We start from the raw sequence: 20754 nt of genomic DNA on the forward strand, positions 1-20754 counted from the left end.
TCCGTTTTTTTGGAAGCCAACCTCTTTTGCCCCTCACCCCAGGGGCTTTTTTTCGCGCCCAAAAAAGCCCTACCTGGGCGTCGCGTTGATGCTTTCAATAAACGCCGGCGACAACACATCGATAACGGGCCTGTACCCACCGGCAAATTCTGGCGCTGGCTCAGCCGGCTCAGTGGCGATAATGGCGGGCTGCTCGGACCAATGCAGAATGTCCAGGCGGCCATCCTGTTGCTCCACCAGTGCAGTGCAGTGCTCAACCCAGTCCCCGTCATTGCAGTACAGACCCTCCTGGCTGCGCAGAAAGCCTGCCGAGTGGATGTGGCCGCAGATAAAGCCGTCATAGTGGCCACGTTCTGCTGCTGTCAGGGCGGCAATTTCAAAGCGGCGAATGAACGACCTGGCTTTACCGATACGGCTCTTCACCCAGGCTGCCAAAGACCAGTAGGGTTTTCCTCGCATTCTTCGCCAGGCATTGAACCAGCGATTCAGGCGCAACAAAACACCATGTGCGCGGTCTCCCACCAGCAGCATCAGTGGGCTGCATCTCACTACCTGATCAAACTGATCACCGTGGCATACCATGAATCGGCGGCCGTCCGCGGTGGTGTGAATCGCTTTTTGTTTCAGCTCGATTCCCGCCAGGGTCTGGCCACAAAAATGCCGGAGAAAGTCATCGTGGTTGCCGGGCAAATAGATCACCCTGGTGCCGGCTGCGGCAATGGCCATAAGCCTTCGCACTACTGCCTGGTGGGCTTGCGGAAAATACACCCTGCGCTGCATGGCAATCAGATCGACAATATCCCCTACCAGGTACAGCGTGTCGCAGCTGACATTGTCGAGAAAATCCAGAAGGTAATCTGCCTGGCAGTCGGCTGACCCCAGGTGTACATCGGAAATAAAAATACTCCGGTACTGATGCATCGGCTTCTCCCACCGGCCTGCTCAAAAACTATCAATACCTTGTCCGATGGCAATGACGAGCGTATGACAACCGTGCGACAGTTCAATGACGCCGGGCGGACCAGACGGTAAACCGCCTGTCACCGGCAATGACCTTAACTGGCCCTATATGGCGGCGAATAAGCTCTTCGTAAGGCAGGAAACTATTAGCAACAAGGCGTAATTCGCCCCCCGGCTCCAGATGCTCTTTCACCTGCTGCAGAAACTGCTCGGTCATTGATGTATCGGTCCGGATACCGGTGTGGAACGGCGGATTGCTCAGTACCGAAGCGTATTTGCCCTCGATGCGAGACAGGCCATCCGAGGCAGTAATAGCACCGCTTACCTGGGCGCGCTGATACGTCGAGCGCGCGCAGATAACAGCCTGGGACTGCACATCCAGGCCATCGACTGGCGCTGCTGACTGCCCGTTTGAACGCTGATAGAGCTGAAGCCAGGTACCAATAACGCCGGCGCCACACGCGAAATCCAGCACCGGTCCCTGCGTCAGCGGATAATCGGCCAGCGATTCCAGAAGCATTGCTGTGCCGGTATCCAGCTCGCCCGCACTGAAGATGCCGGGTAACCCGGCTACTTCGAAGCGAATACCCCCGCAGTCAACCGGATGCCATTCGAGCCACTGGTGCACATCAAAGGTTTCCGCCGGCTGAAGGTCGTCGGCCTGCCAGACCTGGCAATGGCGGGCACTGTCTAACTTTACGGCCGCGGGCGCCATGGCTTTGAGCTGTTTCACGGCGCCAGCGATACCTTCCTTTTTTTCGCCGACGAGAATCAGCCGGGCGCCGTTTGCGGCAAGCCAGCGCGCAAGCTCCAGCCGCAGAGCCAGTTCGGCCCTCGCCTTGGGCAGGAAGACTACAATCGTATCAGCGGCAGCAGGCGTTAAAGCAGGATCATCGTAGCCGAATGCCACCGCCCAGCCAGCGAGGTTCTGCAGTCTCTCCCACAGACCATAATGCTCCGTCATCACCAGTCCGGATTCCGCCAGGGCCGGAACCACGGCGATATCCAGGGGGCCGAGCACCGCCAGACGGCCACGCAAGTATTCGCGGTTTCTCAACAGGGCTTCGTGGGAGTTAGGCAACGCAGGCATTATTGGGCTATTCCAGTCCGGATCAGACAGCGGCACTCACCACGAATACTTGGCACACTTCGACACCTTTTGCGTCATGTTTTTTGACGTCCCGAGCGCACCGGCCGTAACACCAACTCGTCAACGCTGTTCTGCTTGATGCTTTCGCGGTCCGCCTCGGAGCCAATGGAAAGCCCCATATCCCGCAGAATACCGTCAGCCACGTCATAGACGAAACCGTGAACGGTCAAAGGCTGGCCCCTGCGCCAGGCTTCCTGGACAATACTGTTCTGACACACATGGCCAACCTGCTCAACCACGTTAAGCTCACACAGTCGGTCGATGCGATCCTGATCCGATGCCAACCCGTCGAGCACATCCTGATGCTTGTCACGAACGTCCTGAACATGACGCAGCCAATTCGATATCAGGCCAAAGCCTTCATTATGCATGGCGGCCTTCACCCCACCGCATCCATAATGGCCCACGACCAGGATGTGCTTCACCTTGAGCACATCAACGGCGAACTGGATTACCGACAGACAATTGAAATCCGTGTGCACCACGACGTTCGCAACATTGCGGTGCACAAACAGTTCCCCGGGCATGAGATCCACAATCTGGTTGGCCGGCACCCTGCTGTCGGCACAGCCAATCCAGAGGTACTCCGGGGCCTGCTGATTGGAAAGCCGGGCAAAAAAATCAGGGTCCTGACCCTTGATGCTGTCCGCCCAGGCCCTGTTTTTATTCAGCAAATTATCGAGCTGGCCCATCAAACCTCCTGTCTTCCAATTCAAGTTGCCGGAATTGAACGGCAATTGATGTCATAAAGCAATACTCAAGAGGTCGGAGTTACCGCCTCATCGTACTGTTCGTGCATGGTTGTCTGGGCCAGATCCAGCAATTCCCGCAGAGCCACCGAGAACATTGCATACTCCGGCTCCCTCACGCCCTTCAGCTCGGTGAGCATGGCTCTCCAGCGATAGATCATGGCGGCGTGCCGCTGCATCCAGTTCTCGACACACCTTTCAACGTCAGCGGGTTTTTCCGCCAGCTTGAGCACGCCCGTGGTAAGTGCCCGCTGCTGCCAGTCCAAGTCCTCCCGGAAGCTCTCTCTTGCCAGTGCCTGCCAGTGAGAGGCCGGAACCAGAGCCGCAATGGCATTGGCGAACCAGTTGAGATCCAGCTTGTCTCCAAGGTCATAATAGAGATTGGCAACGGTTTTCAGTGGCATGCCGGTCGCTTCTTTTGCCTCGATAATACCCAATGACGAGTAGAGGTAGCTGGTACCAGAGACCACAGCAGCGAGATCCTCAGGCAGCCCCGACCCCACCAGTTCATCGTATCGCTTCTTCCAGTCTGCCCGGGCCTGGTCTCCCAGGTAATCCGGCAGGTCCGCCGTAATTTTCCAGACGCTGTCGGCAAACCTCTCCATGTGACTCTGGATACTGAGTTCGGCCCGGCGATTACGGAGCAGCCAGCGCACTGCCCGGCGAATCAGGCGCATCAGATCGCCCATAAGCTCCATCTGTAAATTTGCCGGAATGAAGTAATCCTGGTATTCGATCTTGTCCCACCAGGTGTCCAGGCGGAAAACATCCCGGGCTATAATCCACGCCAGCGCGATGGATGCGGCATCTGCACCGGTTGACTGTCTCAGCCTCTCAACAAAGGTGATGCCCATGTGATTGACCATATCATTCGCAATCTGGGTAGCGATGATCTCCCGACGCAACTGGTGTTCGCCCAGCTCCTTCGAGAACTTGCGGGTCAGATCCTTGGGAAACACCTTGTACATCTCCCCTGCCAGCAAGGGTTCGTCGGGCAGGCTACTGGCAATCAGGGTCTGCTTCAGATCGCCTTTGACGTAGGATATCAACACCGACAGCTCAGGGCGGGTAAGCCCTTTTTTATCCAGCTTCCTCTCCGAGAGAGTTTCATCATCCGGCAGGAACTCCAGGCTGCGATTGAGCTTGCCTTCGCTTTCCATGGTGTTCATCAAACGCCGGTATTCCTCCAGCCGGGTAACCGCCTCAACACTGGCAATGCTGATTGCCTGGGCCTGCCGATAGTTGTTTTTCAGAACCAGTGCGGCAACGTCATCCGTCATTTCCTCAAGCATGGTGTTGCGCTGCTTGCCGGTGAGGTCTCCCATGGCAATGGCTCGGTTCAGCAGGATTTTCATATTCACTTCGTGATCCGAGCAGTCCACACCACCAGAATTGTCGATGAAGTCGGTGTTCAGTCGTCCACCTTTGAGGGCAAACTCAATCCGCCCGAACTGGGTCATTCCCAGATTACCGCCCTCGCCTATGACCTTGCAGCGAAGCTCCGAACCGTCTATCCGCAATGCATCGTTCGCCTTATCACCAACATCAGCATGAGACTCGCCCTTACCCTTCACGTAGGTGCCAATGCCACCAATCCACAGCAAATCGGCCTGAGCCTTGAGAATATGCGTAATCAGCATATTAGGGGGCACGCGGTCAGACTTGATGCCAAGCAGTTTTTTCATCTCCGGGCTGAGGGGAATCGACTTGGCGCTGCGGTTGAATACGCCCCCGCCCTTGGAAATCAGGCCGGAGTCGTAATCGGTCCAGGACGAACGCGGCAACTCGAACAAACGCTTGCGCTCCTTGTAGCTCTTGGCGGGATCTGGCGACGGGTCGATAAAAATATGCATGTGGTTGAAGGCCGCCACCAGTTTTATTTTCTCCGAAGACAGCAAGCCGTTACCGAACACATCTCCGGCCATGTCGCCGATGCCGATAGCGGTAATTTCATCCAGGGCGGGATTGATGCCCAGCTCCCGGAAATGCCGTTCCACGGATACCCAGGCACCGCGGGCGGTAATGCCCATTTTCTTATGGTCATAGCCGTTGCTTCCGCCAGAAGCAAACGCATCACCCATCCAGAAACCGTATTCGGCAGCCAGGCCATTGGCTATATCCGAGAAAGTCGCGGTGCCCTTGTCTGCTGCAACGACCAGATAATGGTCGTCTTCGTCGTGACGGATAACCGACTCCGGCGGTTGAATGCCGGTATCCACCAGATTGTCGGTAATATCCAGCAAACCCCGGATAAAGGTCTTATAGGCTTCCACGCCTTCCGCCTGGAAAGCCTCGCGATCTGATATATCGGGCAACTGTTTGGCGACGAAACCGCCCTTGGCCCCTACCGGCACGATAACGGCATTTTTGACCTGTTGCGCCTTGACCAGCCCGAGAATCTCGGTGCGGTAGTCTTCGAATCGGTCGGACCAGCGCAAACCACCACGAGCTACTTTACCGCCACGCAGGTGAACACCTTCAACCCTTGGCGAGTAGACGAAAATCTCGAACATGGGCAGCGGCAGCGGCACGTCCGGAATCTGTGACGGGTCGAACTTGACGCTGATATAACTTTTGGTGCGCCCCTCCTTGTCAGGCTGGTAATAGTTGGTACGCAGGGTCGCCTGCATCAATTCCAGGAACAATCTCAGCACCCGGTCCTCACTGAGGTTATCCACACCATCAAGACCGGCATTAAACTCGATTTCCAGCTTCTGCTGGGCGGCCTTGCTCTTTCCCTCACTCTGGTAGCGCGCGGGGTTGAAGCGCACCTCAAAGAACTCGAGTAACAGCCGCGTCAGGTCCACATGATTGACGAGGGTATTGGAAATGAAAGTCTGGCTGTTGGAGAAACGGATCTGGCGCATGTAGCGCGCAAAGGTGCGAAGCAGGGCAATTTCCCGCCAGCTCATGTAAGAAGACAACAGCAACCGGTTAAAGGCATCGTTTTCCGCCTCGCCATACCAGACCCGGCGGAACAGATCCTCGAAGATGGGGCGAATACGGTGAATATCCACCACGGTTCCAGTATACGACCGCAAGGTGAAATCATGGATCCAGACTGTTCGTCCGAGGCGATCAGTGACTTCGAACGGATGTTCTCCGATAACCCGGAAGCCGAGATTATCAAAAATCGGCATAACATCAGACAGTGGGAGAGTCTCATCGGGATAGAACAGCTTGAAGTGCAGCGTACTCTCGTCCTCTTCGAGTGCCCGGTAGAAGCTCATCGTGAGATGCTTTTCGCTGGCTGCTCCGGCAATGTGTTCGAGGTCTATGGCTGCGCGCCGTGGCGAGAACATGTCCTTATAGCTGGCTGGAAAACCGGCGGAATAAAGCCGGAACAATTCGTTGCCCTGCTCTTCGCCGTAAGCCTCGTTCAACGCTTCCAACAGGCCATCGCGCCATGACTGGGCAAGACTGATTACCGTTTCCCGTATTTCCGAGATTGGCAACTGACGGTTTTCCACCAGGGGCACGCGCACTGTGAATTGCACCCGGGCCAGAACCGATTCGGAGAAGTGGGTTACGAACTCAATGTCCTCTGCCTCAAGCCTTTCTCGCAACACCCGCTCCACTTTCAGGCGCAGTTCCGTGTTATAGATATCACGTGGAAAAAACGCCAGGCAGGTTACAAACTGACCGTAGACATCCTCGCGCATGAACAGCTCAATCCGGCGGCGCTCCTGGATGTACAGGATACTCTTGGCGACTGACAGCAACTCATTGGGTTCGATCTGGAACAGCTCATCACGGGGGTACACCGTGAGTATCTGATCCAGCTCCTTGCCCGAGTAATCTGCCCGCAGAAAACCGGAGCGCCTCATAACGGTATGGAACTTGCGGCGCAGCAGAGGAATCTCGTCCGGGCGCTCGTTGTAGACACGGGAGGTATACAGGCCGAGGAAACGCCGCTCACCGACCACTTCACCTTTGCTGTTGAACTTCTTGACGGCAATGTAGTCCGGATAGGCCGGCCGATGCACCCGTGATCGTTGCGCCGACTTGGCGAAGATGAATATATCGTCGGTGCGGGTCATTTCATGCCGGGTGCGTTGCGGCAACTCGTTGAGCCTGACCTTGTCCGGTCGCTCATTGTTGACCCGGAGAATACCCAACTCGGAATTTTCGACACGGCGAACAACCAGCCCGCTCTTGTCCTTGGCAAAATCGTACTCATCGTATCCCAGGAAGGTGAAATGATCCCTGACAAGCCAGTCCAGGAATGCCTTGGCCTCTTCCTTGTACTCTGCGTCAATACCAGCCGTGGTATTGTCGAGCTCGCTGATAATTTCACTGACTTTTTCGGTGACAAGCGGAAAATCACTGACCGCAATCCGGACTTCATGAAGAATGATCTGAAACACCTCTTCCAGGGATTTCAGATCCTCCGGATTACTGTGCCGGTCAATCTCCAGGACAATAAATGCCTCGTGATTACCACCATCGACCTTTTTCTTGGGCGGGTGCAGTTTCTTCACCTTGCCCTGAGCATCACGCTCCACCTGAAGGATCGAATGCTGGATAGAATGGGTGCCAATCTCGCGTTGATTGATCGCGATCCGCAGAGAATCAATCAGGAACGGCATATTCGGATGGAGAATGAAAATAACGGAATGCGTCGACTGCCAGCCATCAGTTTCCAGTTCGGGGTTGAACACAGCCACCGGGGTTTCTTCGGCCGTGCGTTTCTGGAGAAACTTCCAGGCCGCCAGTATGGCGCCGTAGGTATCGGAAAACCGGCGACTCACAAGCTCTTCGAGCGGAACATGGGCATAATGCTGTTTCGCGAATTCACTGATCTTTTTCGCTTCGGTTTTGGCTATTTTTTCGGCGAAGGCTTCGTCCAGCTGCTGAAAAAACTGTTCCTTGCTGGCGATGGTCAGCGCATTCATAGTCGACCTCTGTGAGTGTGAAATAAACGTAATCGGCGTACTGTCACATAAGCATAGTCAAAGCCTTGATTTTTGCCCCCCAGATGCGAAAACTGCGACAACTACTTATGCGTATCAATTAGGGCATCTCTATACCAGGAGCAGACACTACCGATGGCTTTACAGCATACATTTGGCGAGCTGAGGTCTCAGTTAGCAAAAAGAATTATCGGCCAGGAAAAACTGGTGGACCGCTTGCTGATTGCACTGCTGGCCGATGGCCACTTGCTGGTGGAAGGGGCCCCCGGCCTCGCCAAAACAACAGCGATCAAGGCACTGGCCGATCATCTGGAGGGCGACTTTCACCGCATCCAGTTTACGCCGGACCTGCTGCCATCAGACGTGACCGGCAGTGAGATCTACCGGGCGGAAACAGGGCAGTTCGAATTTCAGCATGGACCTATTTTCCATAACCTGGTGTTGGCAGACGAGATCAACCGTGCGCCTGCCAAGGTCCAGTCTGCGTTACTGGAAGCCATGGGAGAACGCCAGGTCAGTGTGGGTATGCGTACCTTTCCGCTGGACCGGTTATTCATGGTCATGGCCACCCAGAACCCGATCGAACAGGAGGGCACCTACCCGCTCCCCGAGGCACAGTTGGACCGGTTCCTGATGCACGTGGTCATCGACTACCCGTCGGCTGAAGCCGAGAAAGCCATCCTGCATCTGGCAAGAAACGACTACCGGCGCGGGCAGGTTGCCGCCGAAGTACGCCTGACCGCAGATCAGGTTTTTGAGGCCCGTAACGAGGTTTCCGACATCTACATGTCGGAGACTGTCGAGCAGTACCTGCTGGCGCTGGTACTGGCAACCAGGGATCCGGCCACTCTCGATCCCGAGCTTGCCCGCTGGACTGCTTTTGGCGCCAGCCCCCGGGGCACCATTGCACTGGACCGCTGCGCCCGCGCTATGGCCTGGCTCGAAGGCCGCGATTATGTCAGCCCGGATGATGTCCGTAGTATCGCCTTCGATGTACTCAGGCACCGCATCCTGCTGACCTTCGAAGCCGAAGCCGAGGGACTGACGGCAGATGCCATTATCCAGCGACTGATCGACCGCGTTCCGGTTACTGCCTGAATCCGTGACCATGACCGCAACCGAACCAGGCACACACATTTCCCTGCCCGAACTAATCCGGCTTCAGGCGGATGCCCGCGCCCTGAAGTTGCCGGCGGCGAGGCCGGTAAGATCGCGCCAGGCAGGCCTGCAGCGTTCCCCACGCAGGGGTCGGGGGATGGCTTTTGCAGAAGTGCGCCAGTATCAGCCCGGTGACGACATACGCAGTATTGATTGGCGGGTAACCGCCCGAAGACAATCCCCGCATACCAAGCTTTATGAAGAGGAGCGTGAGCGTCCGGTCCTGCTATTGTGTGATCTTGGCCCTTCCCTGTTTTTCGCCAGTACCGGCGCCTACAAGCAGGTCCGCTGCGCACAGCTGGCCGGTATTCTGGCATGGCTCGCGCTCTGGTCCGGGGATCAGGTGGGGGGCATCGTTTTCAATGGCAGAGAGTTAAGCGTTCAGCGACCTGCGCGCCGCAAGAAATCGGTGCTCCGGCTGCTGGATACCCTGGCCCAGCAGCAGAGAGTATCCCCTGACGACCGGGGCCTGCAGCAGGCCGTTGAGAAAGGCTGTGACCTCGATACAGCGCTACGTGAGGCGCGCCGGGTTGCCCATACCGGCAGTCGTATTTTCGTGATCAGTGATTTTCTCAACATTACCGGAGACACATCACGACTGCTCGGGGCGCTGGCGCGTCACAACACCGTCAGCGCACTCAGAGTTATTGACCCGCTGGAACTGAAACTGCCCGACAGCGGACGCTTCGCAATTGCCAGCGAGGACGGACCGGTGTGGTTTGACAGCAGCAACCCCCGGTTTAAGCAAGCGTATGCCGAAAAGGTACGGCAGCATACCGAAGCGTTGGAAGAATGCTTCCGTACGGCAGGGGTACAACCGGCCAACGTGATGACCAGCGATCAGCCTGCACTGATACTACAGACACTGCTCGGCCCCCGTGGCCACATTGGATAACAGGACCACTTCAAGCCCATGATGGAACAGGATCCACTGAGCCAGCTCAGAGACATACACCTGCCGCAACCCGGAGGCTTCTGGCCCCCGGCGCCGGGTTGGTGGATTCTGCTGGCCATTATCATCGGCCTGGCTGTCGTGGTGTTCGTTTATATACGGCGGAAACAGCGCAGGAACCGTTGGCTGGGCTCAGCCAAAAAGGAATTACAACGTCTGGAACAAAACGCTTCGGCGGACAACCAATGGTTCGCCGCGCTGAACCGGCTGCTGAAACAGTCGGCCCGAATGCGCTACCCGGAACAGGTACCGGAGTCCCTGTCCGGCGAGTCCTGGGTTCGCTTCCTGCTTGAAACCAGCCCGAAAGACCGGGTGGCATTCCGGCCCGTGGTCGAAGCCATGGTCAACAGCGCCTGGCAGCCATCGCCGGAGTGCAGCCCCGCAGAAGCGCTGACGTTCGCGCGGGTATGGTTGGGAGGCCAGAAATGCTGAGCCTCGCCTATCCCTGGGTATTGTTACTGGCACTGTTACCCTTGCTTATGCGTTTGCGTCGCCGCAGCAGCCAGCCAGTAGAGGCGCCGGTGTTCCCCGTGGGCCACTGGTTATCCGATCTGCCCGGTGTCAGCCGCAGCGGCAGCCGGGTTCCCCGGTGGCAACAGCTGCTTCTGTTTCTGATCTGGCTTTTGCTGGTGGTGGCAATGGCCAGGCCACAGCACGTGGGTGAGCAGATACAAATGCCCGTTAGCGGGCGAGATCTGCTATTGGCGGTGGACATTTCCCCCTCCATGGATGAACAGGATATGGTGATACAGGGCCGCAGCATAAACCGGTTGCACGCTGTCAAGCGGGTGCTGGATGACTTTATCCAGCGCCGCGAAGGCGACCGGCTCGGGCTCCTGCTGTTTGGTACCGAACCCTACATCCAGGCACCCCTGACGTTTGATCGGGCAACGGTGCAAACCCTGCTCAGCGAGGCCGGCATTGGCATGGCCGGGCGAGCGACTGCCATTGGCGACGCGCTCGGCCTGGCGATCAAACGCCTTCGGGACCGGCCGCAAGAACAACGGGTGGTCATACTGCTGACCGATGGCGCCAATACCGCCGGAGAAATTGCACCGGACAAGGCCGCCGAGATAGCCAGCGCCGCCGGCGTACGTATCTACACCATCGGCATTGGTGCTGAGTCCATGGTGCAGCGTGGGCTGCTGGGTTCCCGCCGGGTGAACCCGTCCCGGGATCTGGACGAGCAACTGCTGAAACGCATAGCACAGCAGACCGGCGGTGAGTATTTCCGTGCCCGCAGCCTGCCCGAGCTGGAGCTGATTTATGAAAGTATCAATCAGCTGGAGCCCATCGAGCTGGAGGGCAAACACTATCGGCCGGTGACTGAACTCTACGTTTGGCCTGCGGGCATTGCAGCCCTGATATGGCTATTGATGCAAGGGGGCAGGCTGGCGAGAGTCAGGCGCCAACCCTCTGACACGGCGCAGGAGGCCCGCAATGGCTGAATTTCATTTCCTTCGCCCATTGTGGCTGCTCCTGTTACTCGCTGCCCTGCTCCTGCCACTGCTTCTACGGCGCTTCCAGCAGAGTGATAGTGGCTGGGGCAGAATCATTCCCGCGAAGTTGCTGCGGCCCTTGATCAGCCAATCGGGCGCAGCAGGCTCGCCGCGAAAATCCCTGATATGGCCGGCAGTGGCAGCGGTGGTTGTACTGGCGTTCGCGCTTTCCGGGCCATCCTGGCGGCAGGCTCCCACCCCATTACAGCAGCAAAACGACAGTCTGGTTATCGTGCTGGATCTCTCACTGTCCATGCTGGCCACTGATGTGGAACCAGATCGGCTAACCGTCGCCAAACGCAAAATCCGCGACATCCTTAAAGCCCGTGAAGGAGCTCTGACAGCACTGGTGGTATATGCGGCAGATGCCCATGTTGTCACGCCGTTAACGGACGACCGCAACACCATCGAAGGCATGCTGGACGTGCTGGAACCCGTTATCATGCCCGCTGCCGGCAATCGCGCGGATCTGGGAATCGAACGCGGGCTGGACCTGCTGGAACAGGGAGCGCCCGGCAACGGACGCCTGCTACTGATCGCAGACGATGTGGGAGAACGCTATCGCCAGCGGATCACCGATCACCTGGCGACCAGCCCTTTCGCACTGAGCACACTTACCGTCGGCACTGCAGAGGGCGGGCCGATCCCATTGGCCCGCCAGGGGTTCATCAGGGACAACGATGACATCGTTATTACCCGGGCCAACCCGGACAGCATGGCCAATCTGGCAAGCAGAAACGGCGGCAACAGCCACAGGGTGACCATCACCGATGATGACATTCTTGCACTGGAGCTCCGCCCCATCGACTCTGCCGATTGGGAAGACAGCGATCGGAATCTGACCGTCAACCGCTGGCAGGATGATGGATACTGGTTACTCTGGCTGGCAGCCCCGCTGGCGCTTATTGGCTGGCGCCGCGGCGCCATGGCTATGCTGCTGCTTACCCTGTTGCCACTTACGCCTCGCCCGGCCATGGCATTGGATTGGGAAAGCCTCTGGTCGCGACAGGACCAGCGGGCGCCGGAACTCATTGAAAAAGATCCCGACCGGGCGGCACGGATTCTGGATGACCCCGGCTGGCGCGGCAGCGCACTCTACCGGAAGGGAGATTATGACAAGGCTGCACAAGCCTTTGCCGGCGCTGACACTCCCTCGGCGGAATACAATCGCGGCAACGCATTGGCGCGTGCTGGCAAACTGGAAGAAGCCCTGGATGCCTACAGCAAAGCCATTGAAACGCACCCGGACAACGAGGATGCGCAATTCAATCGCGACCTGGTAAAACAGCTTCTGGAACAACAACAGAACCAATCTGGTGGTGAGGGAGATGAATCCTCCGATCAGCAAGGGGGCCAGCAACAACAGGGCGACCAGCAGGACTCCCAGGACGGCTCCGACAGCCAGAACCAGCAGGGTGACCCCTCCGGTCAGCCAGGTGACCAGCAGCAGGATAACCAGCGCAATAATCAGCAACAGGAAAGCCAGTCCCGGAGCGACGGCGACAACCAGCAGCAGGAGCCGCCATCGGGGCAGAATGACCAAAGTACCGATGAGGGAGCCGACAGCCAGGAATCCCGCTCACCAGCAGAGCTGGAGACCTCGCCACTGAGCCAGGGCCAGGAGCAGTGGCTCAGGCGTGTACCCGACAATCCTGGCGGCCTGCTGCGAAGAAAATTCCTGCAACAGTACCAGGAACGGGAAACACCATCTGACGAGGGCGATACACCATGGTAAGCCGGCTGATCTATCCGTTAATTCTGATGTCGCTGCTTCTGACCATGGCCGGGCAGGCTATGGCCGCAAATAACCTGACCGTGGAGCCTGACAGAACCCGCCTGTATCAAGGCGAAGTGTTGACTCTGACCGTAAAAGGCACCACCAAAATCGACATCAACCTCGGCAATCTGTTTGATTTCGACATGTCCAGCCTGCCGAAACCGGATATCGAGAAAGTAGAGGGTGATTTCGATATCCTGGCCCGCAATCAGCAGTATTCCATCCGCACCATCAACAACGAAATGATCGGCGAAATCACCTGGACCTATCAACTGGCCCCGAAAACCACCGGAGATTTGACGATTCCGGCGTTGAAATTCCGGGACTCAGAATCCGACCCGGTTACTATTCAGGTCATCAGTGGCAGGGCTCCAGACCAGAAAGCAGATGCCTCGCGGGACAGTTTCATCGAACTGGCGGCGGACAAGGACGAAGTCTACGTGCAGGAGCAGCTGGTCCTTACCGTCAAGCTGTTCTTCACAGGCAATCTGATTCGCGGTGAGCTGTCAGAACCGGAGCATCCCCACGCCATCGTCGAATCACTGGGCAAGCAGAACGAGTACACCCGCTACCGGGACGGTGTTCGTTACCGGGTGGTCGAGCGACGATACGCCATTTTCCCTCAGCGGGAAGGACAACTCAGCCTGCGGCCCATCAGATTTGAGGGGCAGGCACGCAACAACGACGGACAGCTGAAATTCCTCCGCGACAACGCCACCCTGTTCGACGTACCCGTCAAGGGAGTTCCCGCAGGTTTCAGTGGGGATACCTGGCTGCCGGCAGGTAACCTGGAGCTGAGCGAATCCGGGCTGCCACAGAACCAGACACTGACGGCCGGCCAGAACCTCACCCGAACCCTCAATCTGCAGGCTGATGGCTTACCCTCGGAGACACTACCGCCCTTTCCGGAACAGGTGCCCGACGGCATCCGTGCCTATCCGGAGAAGTCAGAGCGCACGACAACTCCTGGCAGTGAGGGGCTGGCATCACAGCTGACACAGACAACAGCGCTGGTGCCAGTGCAACCGGGGGAGCTGGTACTGCCTGAAATCCGGATACCCTGGTGGGATACCGAAAGTGACACCGAACGGGTCGCGGTGGTTCCGGCCAGGACTCTGACAATTGAGGCGATTCCCGGTCAGATTGAGACATTGCCCACCGACTCACCCGGCCAGGCAGATGCGACTCAAGAAGAAGGGAGTGGCACGGACAATACAGCCGAAAGGAATACCGACCCTGGTTTCTGGCCGTTGGCTACGGCGGCCCTTTTGGCGGCCTGGCTGGTAACCCTTGCGGCCTGGTGGTTGTCACGACGCGCATCGCGGCCCGAACCTGCGCCGGAAAATCCTCTGGGCATCCGTGAAAAAACGCTGTTCAGGGAACTTTGCGAGTCAGCCCGGGCAGGCTCACCCAGGACAACCGAGTTGCTGGTGCGCTGGATGGCGGTACAGCATCCGGAAGCCAGTTTTCGCAGCGTGGTGGACGTTAACCGTGTCCTGCAGGATAAGGAGCTGGCGGCCGGGATTGAACAGTTGCAACACCGACTATTCGGAACACCGGAACAGCAGGCATCAACCTGGAATGGAGACCGCCTGGTAGCAACACTGATCCGGATTCGCGGCGCTGCCAAGCCCGTCGATTCGGGTAAATCGTTACCGCCGCTTTACCCCGACGGGCTCAGAACCAGCTGAAACGGCTAGTTCACCAGTTGGGTGTCAATAACCAGAGTGACCGGGGCGGTGTCAGTACCGGTTACCGCAACCGGTTCATCCAGTTGACCTTCCCAGTCGCCCGCCTGGGGCCGCGCATTTCCTGACCGTGACAGCCGTGCCTGCACACGCACCTCACTGGCCTCAGACAGCTTAGAATCCGGTGACATATTGAAACGGTCATCCAGACGCACTTCCGCCGGCAACTGGCCGGCTGTCAGCCGGGCAACTGCCAGTGGCGGGCCACCCTCACCTTTGGCACTCCGGGCCAACACAAACAGCGTGGTGTCCTCTGGAATATCGTCGCGAAACGATTCGTCAATCTCTACCCGAACCGTCACGCCCGGCCCGGATGCGACCTCCGCGCTTTCGGTTGGCGCCTCGCGACCGAGGCGCTGATAGGCCTGATCAATACCCTGGCGAATGGAGCCAATCTGAGGGTGGTCCGGCGCCACTTCAACGATGCGTTCCCAGTAACCAATGGCCTCTTCGTAATTTTCCTGACCGAACGCATAGATACCCAGCAATCCCAGCGCATTGACCTCATCCGGATTCAGGGTCCTGGCTTTCTCAATGGCATCGGAAACCTCCGGGGTCAGGTCCCCCTGGCTCAGGAAGAACTGAGCCTGCGCAGACAGACCCCATGCTACCGCTTTGCCGTTGTCGTCATTGTCAATGCTGCCGGCAAGCCGTTCAAAGGCCCAGGCTGCATCGCTGTATTGTTCCAGGCGCATATAGGTCCGGCCCAGCATCGCCCAGCCATCGGTATTCTCCGGGCTTTCTTCGAGTCGTTCACGCAGTTGGGCTGTGAGCTCCTGCATCTGGCCCAGCCGGTCCCCGTCCGCCGCCATCATTTCCTGCATGGCACGGAACTGCTCAACATCGTCCAAAGCCCCCCATTGCTGATACAGAAACACTGCAGCAGCCGGGATGATGACCAGGCTGGCAAGCACCACGGCAACGGAGCTCTTGCCACCACCGACTTGGGCAGGAGACTCCAGTACGCCACGGTCGGCATCGGGCACGTCATCCAGCATGCTACCCGCCAGTTCTTCACGAAGCTGGCGATAGCTATCTTCATCCATTGCCCCGGCCTCAAACTCGCGATCCAACTCCGACATCCGGCTTCGATAGGCCAGCAGATTCTGGTTGCGCAAGTCCAGCTCAGCGCGACGGCCTGAACGGTGAAAAAACATTGGTGCGATAATGAAAGCCAGCGCAAGTATGATCAATACGGCTGCAGTGAGCCAGAAAGTCTGTGTCATGGAGCAGTCATGGTCCGTTGAAAGAAAATGGGTGGAAACGTTGTGCTGCCGGGGAGAAACAAACCTGTTAATCAGGATGTGCGGTCGGAGTCACCCTCGGCAAGAATTCTTGCGGCCCGGGAACGCTCTTCGTCACTGAGCGCGGGCTCACTCTCGTCGTTGCGACGGGTACGGATAACGATAAAGGCAACCACCACCAAGCCCACTCCGACGGCAATTACCGGGGTAGCCCACAGCAGGATAGTCCGGCTGTCCACTTCGGGTTTGTACCGCACAAACTCACCGAAACGACCCACCAGCGCATCAACAATTTCTTCGTTGCGGGCGCCTTCCGACATCATCTGGTAGACCTCATCCCTCATGTCTTTAGATATCGGGGCATTGGAATCTGCAATGTTCTGGTTCTGGCACTTGGGGCAACGGAGCTCCGAGATCAGGTTATGGAATCTCTGCTCTTCCGAGCGGGACTCGAAACTGTATACATCGTTCGGTTCGGCCATTAATGAAGGCCCATACACCGCCAGCAACAAGACAATCAGCACAGGACGAAGCATCAGATTTTCTCCCTGTAACGGATGACCAGGGGCTCGATATCCTGCTCCCAGACTTTTTCGTTAACCACACCAACATGGCGATGGCGCACGATGCCCTCCGCATCAATCACGTAGGTCTCCGGTGCACCGTAGACGCCCAGGTCAAAACCAAGCCGGCCTCGGGGATCGTAGATGGATACCTGATACGGATCCCCCAGCCTGTCCAGCCAGACCAATGCATCGTCACGGTTGTCCTTGTAGTTCAGGCCGACGATACGGATACCCTTTTCCTCGGCCAGCCAGACCAGATCATCATGTTCATCGCGGCAGGCGGGACACCAGGTTCCCCAGACATTCAACAGTGACACCTGCCCCTCGAACAACTCACGGGTAAGTTCACGTTCCTCGTCGTGAAGGTCTTGCAACAGGAATTCCGGCACCGGTTTACCAATCAGTGCCGATTCCAGCTTGTTGGGATCCTTGCCGATACCAGCAAACAGCACAACACCAAGTACGGCGGCAATAATGACCGGGATAAACAGAAACACCCGTTTCACGACGCCGCTCCTGCCGGATCAGGCCGGCGCGTGTCACTGCCCTGGGGTACCGGAGAGGGATAACTTTCAGGGGCCTTGTCGCGAATGCGATAACGGCGGTCGGAAATCGCCAGGAAGCCACCGGCAGCCATGAACAGCGAACCAAGCCATAACCAGCGCACCAACGGTTTGTACTGCACACGAATCGCCCAGGCGTCGTCGGAAACCCGCTCACCAATGGCCACAAACACGTCCCGGAACAGGCCTGCATCAATCCCGGCCTCAGTCATGGTGTTGCGCTGGACCATGTATTGACGCTTCTCCGGATACAATGTGGATACCACCCGACCATTATCGTTGGTGATCTCGAACCGCCCGTATTCCGCCGTAAAGTTCTTGCCCCGCCGGTTGCCTATCTCGGTAAAGGTCACCTGATAGTCACCCACGGAGGCAGTATCACCCGGCGACATCCGCACATCCCGCTCAATACCGTAATTGGATGCAACCGTCGCGCCGGCCATGGTAATGGCGAGACCAAGGTGACCGAGCACCATGCCGTAATAGCTCCGCGACTGACGCTTCAGCCCATGGAGCCGGCCTTTTTTCGAACCGGACTTGTCCCAGATATCCCAGAACGTGGCGACGCTTACCCAGATAGCCGCAAAGACGCCGGCAAAGGCCCAGGGCATGAAGGTGCCGTACGCCAACATGACAGAAGCTGTCGCCAGCATGCTTATGGCCAGGGGCCACAACAGCTTGCGCCCCAGCCAGCCACCGTCGGTCTTCTTCCAGCGTGAGAAAATCCCGGCGCCAAGAAGCAGACCGGCAGCGATACCCAGCGGGCTGAAGGTCAGGTTGAAGAATGGCTCACCAATGGAAAGCCGGCCCATATCAAGGTAATCCAGTACCAGTGGGTACAACGTGCCAACCAGCACCAGCAATGTGGCAGCCACAAGCAACACGTTATTGAGCAGCAGGAAAATCTCCCGGGAAAGGCTGCCGTAACGGGAGCGCACATGCACTACCGGCGCCCGGAACGCATACAGGGTCAGGCTGGAGATAATGGTGATGGCCAGCAATACCAGCAGGAAGGTGCCGCGATCCGGATCAGAGGCGAAAGCATGGACGGACGTCAGCACTCCCGAACGCACCAGGAAGGTTCCAAGCAGGCTCAGGGAGAAAGTGACAATGGCCAACAGAACCGTCCAGCTCTTGAAGACTCCTCGTTTCTCGGTGACCGCCAGGCTGTGCATCAAGGCTGTGCCGGACAACCAGGGTAGCAATGAGGCGTTTTCCACAGGATCCCAGAACCACCAGCCACCCCAGCCAAGCTCGTAGTAGGCCCACCAGCTACCAAGGGCAATACCCAGTGACAGGAAGGCCCACGCCACGGTCGTCCAGGGCCTTGACCACCGTGCCCAGGCTGCATCCAGCTTGCCGTTGATCAAGGCCGCAATGGCAAAGGCAAAAGCCACTGAGAAGCCCACATAACCCATGTAAAGCATCGGCGGATGCACGATAAGACCGAAATCCTGCAGCAGCGGGTTCAGATCGGCGCCGTCAGCCGGCACATTGGGCAGTGTGCGGTCAAAGGGGTTGGAGGTGATGATGGTGAACAGCAGGAAACCCACCGTAACCATACCGAGAACCGCCAATACCTGGGACACCATCACCGCCGGCAGGCGGCGGCTGAACACGGCAACGGCCAGCGTCCAACCAACAAGCATCAGCACCCACAGCAACAACGAGCCTTCGTGGCCACCCCAGACGGCACTGAACTTGTAGTACCACGGCAGCATGCTGTTGCTGTTGTTGGCCACATAAGCCACGGAAAAATCATCCGTTACAAAAGCATGGGTCAGAATTCCAAAGGCGAGTGCCACAAATACGAACAAACCTGCCGATAATGGCCGGGCGAACGCCTGTAACTGATCACGGCCGGTCACCGAGCCCACGAGGGGTACCACGGAAAGTAACACTGCCAGCAACAGCGCGAGTATCAGTGCAATCTGTCCGAGTTCCGGATACATCAGGGTTCTCCAATTATTTCAACAGGATGACCAGCAGGCTCAGTAGCTGGCGGCAGCTTCGTCTTGTACACCGGGCATGGAAGCCCGTTTACCCGCTGCTTTTTCCAGCGCCTCGTTAACTTCCGGCGGCATGTAATTTTCATCGTGCTTGGCCAGGACCTGGTCAGCCACAAAGCGACCATTCCCATCCATACGGCCCATGGCTACAACGCCCTGCCCCTCCGCGAACAGGTCTGGCAGGATACCGGTGTACTCCACCAATACCGAGGAAGTAAAATCCGTTACCTTGAACTCGACTTTGAGGCTTTCCGGGTCCCGCAGCACCGAACCTTCTTCCACCATGCCACCGGCTCGAATGCGCACATCTACTGGTGCTTCGCCCTGCGCAATCTGGCTCGGGTCATAAAACAGGTTGATGTTCTGCCGCAATGCGTAGGTAGTCAGGGCAACCGCCACCGAAACCCCGGCAAGCAGGAAAAGGACAATGGTGAGCCGTTTTTTGCGGATCGGGTGCATGGTTTGTCTACCAGTCAGTCATGTGAAGGTTCAATTCGGGTAAAGCTTGCGCCCGCGGGGCTCTGGTCCCGCGCCGGCGCGCTGTTCATCCTGCGGCGTTGTTGCGCAAAAACGGAACGACGCTGGCGCAGTGACCACAGTGCAAGGGCTCCCATCAACAGGAAGAACATGAAATAACAGGCCCAGACATACGGGCCATGCCCTTCCATAACAATAAAGGCGCCGAACGAATCAAATGCCATCGGATCAGTTTCCCCCTGCCTGAACCAGTTCTTTTACCCAGCGGGTGCGGCCTTCCCGCACCAGGATCTCGGTCTGCATCCGCAAACAGGTCAGCCAGCCAAAAATCAGGTATAGCCCCAGAACCGAGAGTAATAGTGGCACCCACATTTCAGCGGGCATGCTGGGCTTTTCCGTCAGTTTGAAGGTGGCGGGCTGATGAAGTGTATTCCACCATTCCACGGAGTATTTGATGATAGGTATATTCACTACGCCCACCAGAACCAGAACTGCAACCGCCCGAGCTGAGGACTTCTCATCGGATATGGCTGCGCCCAAAGCTATCACACCGAAATACAGAAACAACAGGATCAGCATGGAGGTGAGCCGGGCATCCCATATCCACCAGGTACCCCATGTCGGTTTACCCCAGACCGCGCCCGTAAACAGGGCCAGGAACGTGAGGACAGCCCCTACCGGGGCGACGGCTTTGACGAACACATCCGCCAGTTTCATTCGCCATACCAGGGTCACCAGCCCAGCTACCGCCATCATCATGTAGACAGACTGGGCCAGAAATGCCGAGGGCACGTGGATAAAAATAATGCGATAGCTGTTGCCCTGCAGGTAATCCTGAGGCGCAAACGCCAACCCCCAGCCGATACCCGCCACCATCAGCGCCAAGCCAACCCAAAGCAGCCAGGGCATCAATGTCGACGCAATACCGAAGAACCACTTCGGCGAGCCCAGCTTATGAAAGATTTGCCACATCAGGTTGCTACCCTTCT

At 57.6% G+C, this 20754-nt stretch carries 17 protein-coding genes; 6 read left to right on the top strand and 11 right to left on the bottom strand.

Annotated features, from left to right (window positions below):
- Positions 1-69: 69 nt before the first annotated feature.
- The 4 genes from M8010_RS13450 to M8010_RS13465 form a co-directional block, all read right to left on the bottom strand.
- Positions 70-921 carry a UDP-2,3-diacylglucosamine diphosphatase gene (locus tag M8010_RS13450; protein ID WP_250091966.1) on the bottom strand — a complete coding sequence of 284 codons (852 nt, stop codon included), beginning with the start codon at positions 919-921 and terminating at the stop codon, positions 70-72.
- 82 nt (positions 922-1003) lie between these two features.
- Positions 1004-2050, bottom strand: a complete 1047-nt coding sequence (locus tag M8010_RS13455) for a methyltransferase (protein ID WP_250091968.1) — start codon at positions 2048-2050, stop codon at positions 1004-1006.
- A 74-nt stretch (positions 2051-2124) separates the two neighbouring features.
- Complete coding sequence (gene can, locus M8010_RS13460) at positions 2125-2802, bottom strand: carbonate dehydratase (protein WP_250091971.1); 678 nt, start codon at positions 2800-2802, stop codon at positions 2125-2127.
- Between the two features lie 65 nt (positions 2803-2867).
- Entirely contained in the window at positions 2868-7754 is a 4887-nt protein-coding gene (locus tag M8010_RS13465) for an NAD-glutamate dehydrogenase (protein WP_250091973.1), read from the bottom strand.
- Positions 7755-7907: 153 nt separating this feature from the next.
- Between M8010_RS13465 and M8010_RS13470 the strand changes: the two genes are divergently transcribed.
- From M8010_RS13470 to M8010_RS13495, 6 genes are read left to right on the top strand one after another with little or no spacing between them, the layout of a single operon-like run.
- Complete coding sequence (locus tag M8010_RS13470; RefSeq protein WP_250091974.1) at positions 7908-8870, top strand: AAA family ATPase; 963 nt, start codon at positions 7908-7910, stop codon at positions 8868-8870.
- Between the two features lie 10 nt (positions 8871-8880).
- Complete coding sequence (locus tag M8010_RS13475; protein WP_250091976.1) at positions 8881-9825, top strand: DUF58 domain-containing protein; 945 nt, start codon at positions 8881-8883, stop codon at positions 9823-9825.
- 18 nt (positions 9826-9843) lie between these two features.
- A complete protein-coding gene (locus M8010_RS13480; protein WP_250091978.1) occupies positions 9844-10314 on the top strand; it encodes a DUF4381 domain-containing protein in 471 nt (156 codons plus the stop codon).
- Positions 10308-11330 carry a vWA domain-containing protein gene (locus M8010_RS13485; RefSeq protein ID WP_250091979.1) on the top strand — a complete coding sequence of 341 codons (1023 nt, stop codon included), beginning with the start codon at positions 10308-10310 and terminating at the stop codon, positions 11328-11330. The genes M8010_RS13480 and M8010_RS13485 overlap by 7 nt, the downstream gene beginning before the upstream one ends.
- Complete coding sequence (locus M8010_RS13490) at positions 11323-13116, top strand: vWA domain-containing protein (protein WP_250091981.1); 1794 nt, start codon at positions 11323-11325, stop codon at positions 13114-13116. The genes M8010_RS13485 and M8010_RS13490 overlap by 8 nt, the downstream gene beginning before the upstream one ends.
- The gene (locus M8010_RS13495) at positions 13110-14849 is read left to right on the top strand and encodes a BatD family protein (RefSeq protein WP_250091982.1); all 1740 of its coding nucleotides are present in this window, start codon (positions 13110-13112) and stop codon (positions 14847-14849) included. The genes M8010_RS13490 and M8010_RS13495 overlap by 7 nt, the downstream gene beginning before the upstream one ends.
- 5 nt (positions 14850-14854) lie before the next feature.
- On the opposite strand, the gene ccmI is transcribed toward M8010_RS13495, so the two are convergent.
- The 7 genes from ccmI to M8010_RS13530 form a co-directional block, all read right to left on the bottom strand.
- Entirely contained in the window at positions 14855-16132 is a 1278-nt protein-coding gene (gene ccmI / locus M8010_RS13500; protein WP_250091983.1) for a c-type cytochrome biogenesis protein CcmI, read from the bottom strand.
- A 71-nt stretch (positions 16133-16203) separates the two neighbouring features.
- Positions 16204-16686: a cytochrome c-type biogenesis protein gene (locus M8010_RS13505; RefSeq protein ID WP_250091985.1), complete on the bottom strand. Its 483-nt coding sequence runs from the start codon at positions 16684-16686 to the stop codon at positions 16204-16206.
- Entirely contained in the window at positions 16686-17222 is a 537-nt protein-coding gene (locus tag M8010_RS13510; protein ID WP_250091986.1) for a DsbE family thiol:disulfide interchange protein, read from the bottom strand. The genes M8010_RS13505 and M8010_RS13510 overlap by 1 nt, the downstream gene beginning before the upstream one ends.
- Positions 17219-19231 (bottom strand): heme lyase CcmF/NrfE family subunit, encoded by a 2013-nt coding sequence (locus M8010_RS13515; RefSeq protein ID WP_250091987.1) that lies wholly within the window; start codon positions 19229-19231, stop codon positions 17219-17221. The genes M8010_RS13510 and M8010_RS13515 overlap by 4 nt, the downstream gene beginning before the upstream one ends.
- Positions 19232-19270: 39 nt before the next feature.
- The gene (gene ccmE, locus M8010_RS13520) at positions 19271-19747 is read right to left on the bottom strand and encodes a cytochrome c maturation protein CcmE (protein WP_250091988.1); all 477 of its coding nucleotides are present in this window, start codon (positions 19745-19747) and stop codon (positions 19271-19273) included.
- Positions 19748-19761: 14 nt separating this feature from the next.
- Complete coding sequence (gene ccmD / locus M8010_RS13525) at positions 19762-19989, bottom strand: heme exporter protein CcmD (protein ID WP_250091990.1); 228 nt, start codon at positions 19987-19989, stop codon at positions 19762-19764.
- Between the two features lie 4 nt (positions 19990-19993).
- Positions 19994-20737 carry a heme ABC transporter permease gene (locus M8010_RS13530; protein ID WP_250091992.1) on the bottom strand — a complete coding sequence of 248 codons (744 nt, stop codon included), beginning with the start codon at positions 20735-20737 and terminating at the stop codon, positions 19994-19996.
- Between the last annotated feature and the right edge of the window lie 17 nt (positions 20738-20754).

The sequence above is a fragment of the Marinobacter sp. ATCH36 genome, assembly GCF_023555055.1.
Classification (GTDB): Bacteria; Pseudomonadota; Gammaproteobacteria; order Pseudomonadales; family Oleiphilaceae; genus Marinobacter.